Origin of the sequence: Nonomuraea sp. JJY05 (assembly GCF_043496855.1) — a bacterium.
Lineage (GTDB): Bacteria > Actinomycetota > Actinomycetes > Streptosporangiales > Streptosporangiaceae > Nonomuraea.
On the sequence record NZ_JBIEIS010000099.1, the window covers coordinates 1 to 11781 of the forward strand.

13 protein-coding genes are annotated in these 11781 nt (G+C 67.6%); 7 read left to right on the forward strand and 6 right to left on the reverse strand.

The features are described from left to right. Positions 1 to 435: 435 nt before the first annotated feature. Together ACFKCF_RS61130 and ACFKCF_RS61135 are read left to right on the forward strand one after the other, a co-directional pair. Positions 436 to 819, forward strand: a complete 384-nt coding sequence (locus ACFKCF_RS61130) for a hypothetical protein (RefSeq protein ID WP_394506639.1) — start codon at positions 436 to 438, stop codon at positions 817 to 819. A 226-nt stretch (positions 820 to 1045) separates the two neighbouring features. Then, positions 1046 to 1792 (forward strand): BTAD domain-containing putative transcriptional regulator, encoded by a 747-nt coding sequence (locus ACFKCF_RS61135; RefSeq protein ID WP_394506641.1) that lies wholly within the window; start codon positions 1046 to 1048, stop codon positions 1790 to 1792. A gap of 244 nt (positions 1793 to 2036) precedes the next feature. Here the strand turns inward: ACFKCF_RS61135 and ACFKCF_RS61140 are convergent, their stop codons facing one another. The 4 genes from ACFKCF_RS61140 to ACFKCF_RS61155 all read right to left on the reverse strand — a co-directional run bounded on the left by ACFKCF_RS61140 (position 2037) and on the right by ACFKCF_RS61155 (position 5205). After that, entirely contained in the window at positions 2037 to 2222 is a 186-nt protein-coding gene (locus ACFKCF_RS61140; protein ID WP_394506643.1) for a hypothetical protein, read from the reverse strand. A gap of 157 nt (positions 2223 to 2379) precedes the next feature. Then, positions 2380 to 4275, reverse strand: coding sequence for an ABC transporter ATP-binding protein (locus ACFKCF_RS61145; protein ID WP_394506645.1), 1896 nt, complete (start codon positions 4273 to 4275; stop codon positions 2380 to 2382). Continuing rightward, on the reverse strand, positions 4265 to 4696 hold the full coding sequence (locus tag ACFKCF_RS61150; protein ID WP_394506647.1) for a S26 family signal peptidase: 432 nt from the start codon (positions 4694 to 4696) through the stop codon (positions 4265 to 4267). The genes ACFKCF_RS61145 and ACFKCF_RS61150 overlap by 11 nt, the downstream gene beginning before the upstream one ends. Continuing rightward, positions 4693 to 5205, reverse strand: a complete 513-nt coding sequence (locus ACFKCF_RS61155; RefSeq protein WP_394506649.1) for a TlpA family protein disulfide reductase — start codon at positions 5203 to 5205, stop codon at positions 4693 to 4695. Before ACFKCF_RS61155 ends, ACFKCF_RS61150 begins: the two co-directional genes overlap by 4 nt. 119 nt (positions 5206 to 5324) lie before the next feature. Here ACFKCF_RS61155 and ACFKCF_RS61160 point away from each other — a divergent pair, with 119 nt between their 5' ends. After that, a complete protein-coding gene (locus ACFKCF_RS61160) occupies positions 5325 to 5744 on the forward strand; it encodes a hypothetical protein (protein ID WP_394506651.1) in 420 nt (139 codons plus the stop codon). Between the two features lie 1029 nt (positions 5745 to 6773). On the opposite strand, the gene ACFKCF_RS61165 is transcribed toward ACFKCF_RS61160, so the two are convergent. Next, the gene (locus ACFKCF_RS61165; protein ID WP_394506653.1) at positions 6774 to 7037 is read right to left on the reverse strand and encodes a hypothetical protein; all 264 of its coding nucleotides are present in this window, start codon (positions 7035 to 7037) and stop codon (positions 6774 to 6776) included. 478 nt (positions 7038 to 7515) lie between these two features. On the opposite strand from ACFKCF_RS61165, the gene ACFKCF_RS61170 reads away from it, so the two are divergent. After that, on the forward strand, positions 7516 to 7695 hold the full coding sequence (locus ACFKCF_RS61170; RefSeq protein ID WP_394506655.1) for a hypothetical protein: 180 nt from the start codon (positions 7516 to 7518) through the stop codon (positions 7693 to 7695). Between the two features lie 141 nt (positions 7696 to 7836). Next, positions 7837 to 8286 (forward strand): hypothetical protein, encoded by a 450-nt coding sequence (locus ACFKCF_RS61175; RefSeq protein ID WP_394506657.1) that lies wholly within the window; start codon positions 7837 to 7839, stop codon positions 8284 to 8286. 233 nt (positions 8287 to 8519) lie between these two features. On the opposite strand, the gene ACFKCF_RS61180 is transcribed toward ACFKCF_RS61175, so the two are convergent. Then, positions 8520 to 8690 (reverse strand): non-reducing end alpha-L-arabinofuranosidase family hydrolase, encoded by a 171-nt coding sequence (locus ACFKCF_RS61180; RefSeq protein WP_394506659.1) that lies wholly within the window; start codon positions 8688 to 8690, stop codon positions 8520 to 8522. 1037 nt (positions 8691 to 9727) lie between these two features. Here ACFKCF_RS61180 and ACFKCF_RS61185 point away from each other — a divergent pair. Next, complete coding sequence (locus ACFKCF_RS61185; RefSeq protein ID WP_394506661.1) at positions 9728 to 11041, forward strand: M23 family metallopeptidase; 1314 nt, start codon at positions 9728 to 9730, stop codon at positions 11039 to 11041. Next, positions 11038 to 11781 (forward strand): hypothetical protein (locus tag ACFKCF_RS61190; protein WP_394506663.1); only part of this gene is annotated, 744 nt, incomplete at its 3' end. The genes ACFKCF_RS61185 and ACFKCF_RS61190, both read left to right, overlap by 4 nt.

The following is an 11781-nucleotide window of genomic DNA, read 5'->3' on the forward strand; positions in this document are numbered from 1 at the left end:
TCTCCTGAGCGGCAGGTGATGAACATACCGGAACATACCGCGGGTTGACACGCTGCCGCCGTGTCGTTGACTCTTCGCTGTGCCGTACTCATCCTGGTCGCTTCCCTCCGGGTGCCAGGTGCGCGGGCCGCTTCGGCGGCCACGTCGACGCGGCTTTCTCCGGTGTGTGGAGCGATGAGAAGTGGACGGTCCAGCCGCGGCTGGCTACAGCCGTACCGAGGGGCTTGCGTCGGTGCAGGCGGCCGTCCAGGGCGGTGACTACACCCTGGCCAAGGAACGGCTGCTCGGCTACTTCCGCTCCCGCTCGTCGGTGACGGCGAGAGTACCCTTGGACCCCGGCCGGCCGGGTCCTGGAGCTGACCGCCGAGCACATCTACCCTGGGCGACGGCGAGCTCTACGTCACCACGCTGCGCGTCGGGACCGCGGAGTCGACCGTGACGGCCGACGTCGCCGGCGCCGTCACCGCCGGCTTCTTCCTGGTGAGCAGGATCAAGGAGCCTGCCACGGCGTACTTCAACAGCAGGAGCAAGGGATCGGGCCAGCCGACGCTCCGGCTGACGCTGGCGGACGGTTCGGTGAAGTCGTTCACGGCCACGCACGACACCTACATCCAGGCGGGCAGCGTGGCCGGCACGGTATTCGGCGACGAGTACCTGGTGCAGGTCAGGGACGAGGGGCCGGCCCGGTCGCCGCCGGGACGAGCGAGAACGTCGAGGATGTCGGCAAGGCTGTTGCTTGGTTGGGTGATGATGATGTGGTTGTTCACGACGATTGCTTCACTCCGGCCAAGCGCACTCTCCGGGTGCCGTGCTCGATGAAAACCAGCACATACAGCCGTTTGAGAAGCACCGTCTCGACCACCAGGAAGGTTCGCCGCCTCCGTGCTCGCGCTCCTGTGCGCCGCCACGGTCTGCGAGCTCACCCGCATCCAGACGGCCCCGGCCCGCCCGCATCATGGCTCACCTCTGAGTCCCGGTATGGCACGCGCGCCTGTCATACCGGGGACATACCCGCCATGAGCACAATGCCGATCGGAGGTGCACGATGTTCCAACTGTTGGGACGCTTGGCGGTGGTCGACGGCGGGGGCCGCGCGATCAACGTCCGGGCCGCGAAGCAGCAGGCGATTCTTGCCGTTCTCATGCTGCGTTCAGGCGGAGTGGTCAGCGTGGATCGGCTGATGACGGAGCTCTGGCCGGACGAGCCGCCGGCGACGGCCAGAGCGAGTCTGCAAACGTATGTTTACCGCCTGCGACGCGCTCTGGCGCCGCTGGCCGCCCATGGTGTCGGCCTGGCCACCCTCGGGAACGGCTACACCTTGGTCGTCCCGGATCGAGCGGTGGACATCAGGGCGTTCGAGCAGTGCTTCGCCCGGGGATCGGAGGCTCTGACTGCGGGCCGTCCGGAGGTGGCAGCCGGGCTGCTGCGGGAGGCGCTGGACATGTGGCACGGTCCGCTGGCGCCGGAGATCGACGTCGAAACCGTCCGCTGCGAGCGCCGCCGCCTGGACGCGATGCACCTGACCGCATCCGAGCTCTGTGTGGAGGCCGAGCTGCGGCTCGGCCTCCACGCCGGGGTCATCCCGGAATTGGAGCGCCTCGTGGAGGCCCACCCTTTCCGCGAATCCCTGTGGGAGATGCTGCTGCGTGCCCTGGCCGGGCGCGGCCGCCGCGCCGAAGCGCTCGCCGCCTACCGGCGCATGCGAGACATCCTCAGTACGGAACTCGGCATCGAACCGGCCGACCACTTACGCCGGCAGCACCAGGACATACTCCGAGGCGCGCCGCTCTAGCAACAGGTGTTGCAGACGATCACGTATTTTCCACAGCTTCCGTCACAGCAGTGCGCCCGAAGTTTCGTTCCGCCGATGCATTTGTAGATGTAGTAGCAGTCGACGGCGGCAGCGCTGTGCTGCGGGACGACCATCGCCAGAATCCGGTCGCTGAGCTTTTCTATCGCGTTTCTCATGGTCCTCGATCTCGCGTTCTACGGGGTGCTCCCTGGCCGGAGCCTGCCAGGGAGCACCCTTCACTTACCTAGGCGCACTGCTTTCTCCAGTAGACCGTGCAGTCGCTTTTCCAGCACTTGTAGTAAGCGCAACAGATGCTGCCGGTGCAGGTCGTGTGGTCGAGAATGCAACGTGCGGTGCAGGCGGCCTGCGCGTCGCCGGCCGGTACGACGAAAGCGATGATCCGGTCCGCCAAGGCGGTGATGGATTTCACCTGTCCCACCCTTCTCCGGCGAGTTATTCGCAAAGCGTGACCATGTAATAGGTGCAGTCCGATCGATAGCACTTCATCTTGTAGCACCCGGTGGCCGGGTCGTAGCTGACCTGCACGCACCTCACGGCGCACGCCGCGTCAGCCTTGACCGTGGGAATCAACCGGTCGATGAGCTTGTCCAGCATTCTGTTTTCACCTCCTTTCTTGCCTCGGGTTCACTGGGCGCGGTATCACCGGGGACTACCTCGTGATATCCGCGGGCTTGTAGGCGGAAGAGGCGCGCGTAGGTGCCGTCCACCGCCATGAGTTCGTCGTGGCTTCCCCGCTCGGCGACGACCCCGTCCTTCAGGACGACGATCAGGTCGGCGTCCCGCACCGTGTTCAGCCGGTGGGAGATGAGCAGGCTGGTCTGGCCCGCGCGGTGGTGGCGCATCCGGGCGTGCACGTCGGCCTCGGCTTCGGGATCGAGACCCGAGCTGGGCTCGTCGAGGATCATCAGGTCCCGTCCGTCGCGGAGGAAGGCTCTGGCCAGGGCCGTTCGCTGCCACTGGCCGCCGGAGAGCACGACGCCGGTCGAGGAGTCCTCGCGGTCCTCCTCGCTGGTGAACATTCGGGTGAGCAGCGTGTCGTAGCCGCGGGGAAGGGCCGCCAGCAGCTCGTCCACGCCGGCCTTTCGCGCGGCGGCGCGGATCCGGTTCAGGTCGTCACGGGCACCGACGTCTCCCACGCCGACGTTGTCGCGGGCGGAGAAGTCGTAGGCCATGTGGTCCTGGAAGACGCCGCTGATCCGCTCCCGCAGCGCCTCCGGCCGGACATCGCGCAGGTCGGCTCCGTCCCAGAGGATCGCTCCCCGGCTCGGGTCATAGAACCGGCAGAGCAGCTTGACAAGCGTGCTCTTGCCCGCGCCGTTGAGCCCGACCAGTGCCACGGCCGCGCCGTACGGGATGAACAGGTCGACGCCGCGCAAGATCCAGGGATGGTCGTCGCTGTAACGGAACCAGACGTCGCGCAGCTCGATCCCCCGGCGCAGTGGCGGCAGCGGAGCGGGGTCGGTCGGCACGACGAGGTCGGGCTCGGCCCTGACCACTGCCACGTAGTGCCCGAAGAGCCGCAAGTTGTGATCGGTCATCGCGATGCCGTTGACCAGGGTGTCGAGCCCGCCCTGGACGGCGACGACGGCGACGGTGAACATCGACACGTCACCGACGGTGAGCGTGCCCGTCCGGGCCGCGGCTATGGCCCAGACGAGCCCGCCTCCGGCCACCACGGCGGACAGCAGGGCGAGCGCCCCCTCCGCCGACAGCTCCTTGCGGTCCATCCGCCGCTTGCCCGCCTGAGCCGTTGACAGCTCGGCCATGAGGCGGCCGCGCAGGAATCCGCCCAGGTTGAAGAGCCTGATCTCCTTGGCCGCCTCGATCGTGCTGAGCAGGGTGCTGTAGAAGAGCTGCCGTCGTTCCGCGGGGCCGATCTCCCACATCAAGGTCGTGCGCCGGCGGGACAGCTTCAGCTGCGCGATGAGTGCCGGCACGGCGGCGCACAGCACGATCAGCGTCATGGCAGGACTGATCACCAGCACGGACCCGACGAAGCCGATCACAGTGACAGCGGAGCGGACCAGGCCGAATGCCTCGGTGACGATGCCGTCTGCCCTGGACGTTCCCTCCTGGGCAAGGCGCAGCCGGTCGAGGAAGCGTGGATCCTCGAAAGGCCGGAGCCCTGGAAATCGTGCCGTGGCCGCGAAGAGCCGGTCTGTCGTGGTGGCCGCAATGGCGCGGCCGATCTGGCTGCCGAGGTACCGCGAGGCGTGCGGCAGGGTCGCGGCGACGACGCCGGTACCGGCCAGCCCTGCGGCGAGGCCCAGCAGCTCCGACAGGGAGGCCGCCCCGGTGAGGCCGTCGACGACCAGCTTGGTCAGCCAGGCCACCGCGATCGGCGTCGTGGCCATGCCCAGCAGCGTGAACGCGTACCCGATCATGGGAACGGCAGCGCTGCTCCAGCCGGTGGCCGCCGCCTCACGCGCGGAGGCGGTCAGGCGCACCCCGTCAACGGCCATGCTGCGTCTCCAGCTTCTTGACGGTGACGGCATGGAGGTCGTCGGCGTGGAAGAAGCCGTGCTCGCGGGAGTCGAAGCTGGCCTCGGTGTTGTCACCGATCAGGACGAACCTGCCGGCCGGGACGACGTCGTCGGCGACGACTCTCCGTACCCGCTCCGGGACCGGATCGCCGGGCAGGGCGGCAACACGTTTGATCAGGAATTCACTGCCGGTCGGGTGTGGGCTCGAGACGACGGCGATCTGCCCCTTGCGCAGCGCCGCCAGGTCCGTGCGCCGGGCCAGGAGCCGGTCTCCATGGGTCAGCGCCGGGGCCATGCTGTTGCCGCGGACGCGGATCACCAGGTACGTCGCGCGCAGCCGAACGGCCAGCAGGGCCAGACCCGCGAGCCCGCACGCCGCGGCGAGGAACGCCCGCCTCACGACGCCTTGACCTCGGCGGGCATGGTGTGGCCGCTGCTGACGACCGTGTCCCCAGCGTCGATCGTGATGACCGTCGGGTACCCGTTGACCTTGAACGCCGTCTGAAGGGGGCCCTGGGGCGCCTCCGTGACGACACGTGCTACCTCCGCGAGCCGTTCGACGTCGGCTGAGGAGTCCTCGCCGGGATCGGCGACGACCACGGCGAGCACGGCGTCCGACGTGCCGCGTGCCCGCTCCACGAAGAGCGGGAGCAGGTCCTTGCAGGGCTGGCAGCCCCGGGAGAAGAATCCGACCATCGCGGGTCCGCTCAGGAGCTCGTCGGAGATCGGCTCGCCGCTCGTGCTCGTGGCGGCGAACTGCGGGACCCTCGCACCGGGCGAGAGGCCTTCCACCGGCATCGACGGCGGCAAGCTCTGGCTGCGCAGGCGGCGGATCACGCCGACGGTCAGCAGCAAGTTCACCAGGCCCAGCAGACCGACCAGCACGACCGCGGCGACCAGGTACTGCATCACGCCCTCCCCATTCTGTCCATGAACAACTCGGCGACGTCGTCAAAATCGATGAGCACGGCCGTCCCGCCAGCCCGGCTGGCATCGCCACCGCCAGCGCCGCGACCGGCGGCCCGCTCGTGAAGGTCAGCGCCATCTCGCCGAGCGCCACCACGAGCGACAGCAGGGCGTTCCGCATCAGGTGCACCCAGCTGAGCGAGACCACGGACGGGCCGGAGCAGCGGCAGGACACTCACGTGCCCCGCCGGGCGGTGACAACGATCATCAGACTGAATGCGCCGAGCATGATCCGGCTGAGGACCAGCCCTGGTTCCCGGGATCGCCATGAGCGCAGCCGGCGCCGCCTCACTTTTCGCGACCACGCCACCCACCGGAAGGCGCAGCCTTTCCGGCACCATCACCAGGATGGACGCGAACGGGCGGAGGTCCGCGCTGCCGCGCGGCTTGGTGAACGCGGCAACGGCGAACACTGCCCCGATCAGGACCGGGCACGTGACGAGCAGGAGATCCACGATCTGGATATTTCATCGTCCCGCTAGCCCGGCCCTCGCGCGCCGCTAGCCCGACCGGAATCAGGCCTGTGGGACTCGATAACGGGATTCGGCGTCTGACCTGCCGGTTCTTCTCCGTGGTTTCAGCTGGCGATCTGGTACGCGTTGATGAGGCCGCCGACGACGGCTCTGCGGTGGACTCGGCGGTTCGCCGGGTCGATAGGGGACGGCTGTCCGGTTTCGGCTTGCGCCGGGGACAACTGTCCGATGCTGCGGTGGGGTCGGGCCGTGTTGTAGTGCTCCAGGTAGCGGGTGAGGGGCGCCCGGTGACCCAGTTCGCCGTCGGGTGAGTGGCGGTGCTGAGCACGCGGACGCGTCAGGTGGCGTTCTCGATGGCCGCCAGGGTGTACTGGCGCTGCCCACTGAGCGTGACGAATGCGACGAATCGCAGGCCAGCAGGGCGGCAGCTTGAGAGTGCAGGAAATCGGCCCGCATGGTGGACGCCCGCTCGGGCACTGAATCAAGGCGTTCCTGTTTGAGGATCTCACAGACCGTGGACAGGCGACCTTGATGCCGAGCGTGGTGAGCTCGTCGTGCATCCCCCGGTATCCCCCCGATCGCGTAGCCCCACGTGTCTATCTCGGGCACGAACTTGGCGGAGGCCATCCCCTGATGGGCCCGACCGGTCGAGCGCGACAGCACGTCCACGTCGTAGAAGGACGTCCACGGCTCGATGGTCGTCTCGAATGCGCGGGGGGCGGCGCGGCCGTGGTGAACGTACAGCTCGACAGGGTCATGACGTTGCCTGCCGCGTCACTGGCGCTGGGATTCCGGACCGCCGTGGATGGACAGCAGGACCGGGTGAGGGCCGGGGCCGTACGGGCGGTAGAGCAGAGCGTGGATGTCGCGTCCATCGCGAGCCGGGTAGGTGATCTGCTCGGGGCGACGGGGTCGATGACGTGCAGTGCCGGAGGGCGGGTGTCGGTGAGGTAGCGGAACTCGTGGCGGGCCAGGTCTAGGACCGCTATTTCCGCCGGCCTCGCCGCGGAGTTGATCAGGACGAGCGCGAAGGAGGCGTCAGGCGCCAGGGACAGCGCGGAGATGACGCCGGGCGATCGCCTCGTCGGATAGTCCTTGATTGAGCAACTGCAGTACCTGCGACTGCGCAGGGGTGAGCGGCCCGACGGCTTCCGTGCTTCCGAACGGGATCGCCTTCTCCCAGAGCAGTTCGAAGTACTCGCGCAGCGCACCGACGATGACGGGCGAGCGTATGAGCAGAGCTTCGCCCATCCCTGTGGGCGTCGGCGGAAGGAGCGCGACCGCCTCGTATGCGAGCTTCATGTTCATCCCGATGCGAGGCCGCAGCCGCGCCTCAGGTCGGCTGCGCCGAGCTGGTCGGCCAGCAGGCCGACGTGGGTGGCGAAGCAGTGGCAGGCGCTGAGCAGCGCGGTCACCAGGTCGACGTCGTCGCGGGGCAGGTCAATCGTTATCTTGGGTTCTTGACTTCTTCTCGCAGGTCAGAGCGAAAACGCGGTGATCTTCGGTGCCACGCTCATGCCGGTCGCCAAGCGTGAACAGCGCCCGGGCGCGATGTACCGGACAACGTGCCGGAGTCGACGCACACGACGTCGCCGCAGGTCGCATCGCTACCGACCGGTCACGAGACGTGTCTCGTTGAGCGTTCCCCTAACGGACAGCATCGAGGGGAGTCGAGAAAGAAGCAAGGGCGTCCTGGGTGGTGGCCAGCGCCGCCGAGAAGGCTGTCGACCCCCACGGCGGTCCAGGCGCCCGCGACCGAGGCCCGGCCACGCCCTCGCCCGTGCGATACCCGCGGCTGGGGTACTTCCCGAAGCTGGCAGACGTCCCGGCCGTGGTCTCCCAGCACGTGCCGAAGCCGCCTCCTGGCCGTCTTGAGAGCTGCCGCGCCCCCGTCATGAAGTCCGCGCTGGACGTCACCTGGGATGACCCGGTCCAGTCGAACGCTCCCTGGACGGCCTGATAGCAGAAGCCCTGGACGACGGCACGTACCGCCTCCCCGCAATGCCCGGGAACGACGGCTCCGCCGGAAGGGCATACCTCCGATATACCGGGCCTCCCTAGCATTGCCTCTCCAGTCCGACAACCGCAAAGGGGACCTGAAATGCGCAGGATATGGACCTTGGCCGGAACGGCGGCCACCGCCGCGATCATCGCCTCCACCGGGGCGGCCCCGGCTACGGCAGCCGCGGCCCCTACCGCGACCCCGGCCGCAGCCGCAGCGCTGGCCACTTCGTCGGATGCGCCGACGAAGGCCACCAGCGTCAAGACCAGGGTCTACAGCCATAGGACCGATCTCGGCACGCTGCAGATGCGCTATGGCAAGTACAAGAACAAGACCTGGATCTGGGCCCGTATCGAGAAGCCGACGAAGCTAGCCAACGACAAGTACGAGATCACGATCTCCGCCCAAGGCAACTATCTCCACAAGAACATCAGCGGCACCAGCTACACCAAGGCGTTCGAGGCCAAGGACGGCGTGAAGTACTACGTGTGCATCGCCAAGATCAGCGCTGCCACGTGCACGGGCAACTCACTCTCGTGGGTCTATTGACGCGTCAGGCGGCCAACTGCAGGCCCAGGGCGGTGAGGTTGGTGCAGGGCCCAGTCGAGGTCGCGGCTACCGCCGTAAAGAGCGCCGGCTGATCCCCGACCTCACCGGAGCGACCCGGCCGCCGTCGGATGAGCCCAAGCCGCTCGACCTGTGGGAGGGGGTGAACAACGAGGTCAAGGCGTTCTTCGACGAAGCTCGGGCCAACGGGCCCGCCGCCCGCGAGTGTCACGCCATCAGCGCAGCAGCGCCAGCAGACCCGGCCGGTAGGGCGGCAGGCCGTAGTCGCCGCTGGTGGCCTGCGGTGCCCGCGAACCGTTCAGGCTGGTGGCCGTGAACGAACGGAAGTAGCGGAAGTAGCGAGCCTGCGAGCCGCTGACACACCTCCATGCCCTCCGGCGCCGCACACCCGCTTGCCGTTCTGCACGGCAACTCACCCTGAATTCTCCTATGCCCCCAGGTGGGATTCTCCCGCGCCATCCGCACGATCGGCGCCTTGACCGGCCGACGGGTGCCGGGCCGTCCCGGGCGGCTCCTGCCGGTGAAGGTCCACTTACGCGCCACGAGTTCACGGTGCCACGCAGGATTGTCGCCGGGGTGACCGGGAACAGCTGCGCCCACCGGCGGCGGTGGATCAGCCAAGACAACGCCCCAAGCCAGAGCCGATCAGCGTGACCCCACCGCGGCCGACCACTGAGTTGACGGCGGAGCACTTGGTTCTCCTGACGAAGCACCAGCAGCTCAACGTCCTTGGACAGGTCAGAGCGGACCAGCACGGCCAGCAGGCCGAACAAGCTCCTCATCAACCGGTAGACGAGCGACAACACCACCTCGCGATGATGGCAGCCGCCGCTCTGATCGTGCAGCGAAACCCCAGCTCACAGCGCGAAACTGGGTTTTCGAGCGGGACAGGTCCGAGACGAGGCGGAGTCCCTCAGACGGGAGTGACCAGAGCCGTGCCCCCCGCCTGCGCGGCTCGCGAGAGCGTCCAGACCGATCCCCGTGACGTGTGACGGCGATCACGCCTCGGGCGAAATGGTCCCGCCGTCAGTGGACCGATAACCGTGGTGTAACCGCCCCGTGACGCGCAGGTCGCGGTCGGTGTACGGGCGGATCGCCTGGGTTGCGGGCACTGCTGCCGCCCGCCGACCGGGCCGGCCCAGTGCTGGGAGGGTTACGCCTGGCCCTCGGGCCCGCCAGCTCCCACGTGCTGGCCGTGCTGCCGCCCGGTTCGTTCCCCGGAGTGGAACGAGGCAGACGTTCACCCTTTTGGGAGCAGTACGCGACGACCCGATGAACATACCCGCGTCATACCGTCGCCTCCTATGGTCGATCCCGCGCACGAGAGGTCAGCGGGAAGGCGAGCAACGTCTTAACGCACGTTACGGAAAATCGCCTTCCCTGTTCATTTCCCATCCAGCCGGAATCCTCCTGGAGGAATCTCATGCCTCGATCCGCTTTATTACGCGGATTCATCGCCACGCTGTTCGCCGCCGCGCTCGGGATCGTCGGGCTGGCGAGCCCCGCGCTGGCCGTACCAGACTTCCAGCTTCCCTTCCTGTGTGGTCAGAAGTGGCAGCTGAACAGCTGGGGGCACGCGCCCGCTCTCGACATGGTGAAGGAGCCCGACCAGCAGGGGACCGAAGGCGCCACCCTGCTCGCAGCCGCCGGCGGGACCGTGGACAGGTCCTTCTGGCACGACAACGGCGGCAACGTCGTGCAGATCGATCACGGCGGCGGCTACTTCACCACCTACATCCACCTGCAGTCCCGTGCCGTCTCAGCCGGGGACAAGGTGGAGCGGGGAACAGTGATCGGCAAGGTCGGCAAGACCGGGGCATTGTCTAACGACCACCCCCACCTGCACTTCGAGCTCGCCTACGACTCCGACGGCGACGGCCACGCCTCGTGGGGCTATGCCGGCTCCGAGCGGATCAAGCCGATCTTCAACGGCGTCACCTACGGCCAGGCCAACGGCATGGAGTGGGACAACGTCGAAAGCCACAACTGCGGCACGGTGTCGCCCAAGGGCACGGCCTCGGTGTACGGCGTTCTGTCCGACGGCCGGTTGACGTACACGGCGATCGATGCGGCGACCGGGAAGCGGTCGGCGGGTGCCGAGCTGTCGACGGTATCGCTGGGGTTCAAGGCCAAGGCGCTGGCGACGTTGAATTACAACACGTTGCTGGTGACCGAGGATGGTGGGGATGGTCGCCTGTATCGGGTGGATGTCATCTCGGTAAGGGATGGGGTCACGTTCTCGCCGCCGGTGTTGCTGGGGACTGGTTGGACCCATGATCTGCTGGCGTATGACGGGTCGAATTACCTGTTCGGTATCGCCGATGGTGCGTTGCGTCGGTACAAGCTGACGGCTGGCAAGCCGGTGCTGGCCGATATCACGGGTAACACGCTGATCGGGACCGGGTTCACGCTGAAGACGCTGACCGCGACGGGTCCGAGCTGGATTCTGGGTACGACGTCGGCGGGTGCGTTGATCTCGTACAAGATCAATGGTGCGGAGTCGTGGCAGCGATACCAGCTGCGTGACACGACCTGGCAGGTGTTCGACCACCTGCTGTCGCCGGGTGGCGGTGTCTACTACGGCCACAGGAACGCCGAGGGGTCGGTGCACCGCTACTTCGACGAGAATCCGCTCGACGGCAAGGGCGACGACCTGTACGGGCAGGGCGTGGTGGATACCGAGGGTTGGACGCAGGTCCTGCTGTCGGCCTACCCCGACTCCGTCACCAGCTCGTGAAGAGCCTGGCGGCACGCGCCGCCGTCGCAGCCACGGCCGTGATCACCCTGATCGGGTCATCCAACCCCGCGATGGCCGACCCGACGGACCCGCCGATGAAGGCGTCGGACATCACAGCCACCTTCGCCACGGCCGCCTGCGACTCAGGCGGCACTACCTCGACGGACGCCGCCCTGGCCACCCAGCTCAACAGCGCGCTTGACGACAAGATGCGCGGCTACATGACCGCCTACCGCGTCTCATGCGCCCGCATGGTGATCAAGGCCGTGTACGACCGCGGGCTGTCCAAACGGGCCGCCGCGATCGCGATCGCCACGACCATCGTGGAGTCCAGCATCCAGAACATCAGCGAGGAAGTCGACCATGACAGCCTGGGCCTGTTCCAGCAGCGCGCATCCTGGGGGAGCAGGACCCAGCGCCTGAACCCGACGTGGGCCACCAACGCCTTCCTCGACAAGATGCTCCGCGTCTACCCGAACGGCAGCTGGCAGACCGCGCCGATCGGCGAAGTCTGCCAAGCCGTCCAGGTCTCGGCCTACCCCGACCGGTACCAGGTCGAGGCCTCCGACGCGCAGATCATCGTCAACGCCATCTGGCCCTACATCGACGGCCCGAACGGCACGGCCTCGGTGTACGGCGTTCTGTCCGACGGCCGGTTGACGTACACGGCGATCGATGCGGCGACCGGGAAGCGGTCGGCGGGTGCCGAGCTGTCGACGGTATCGCTGGGGTTCAAGGCC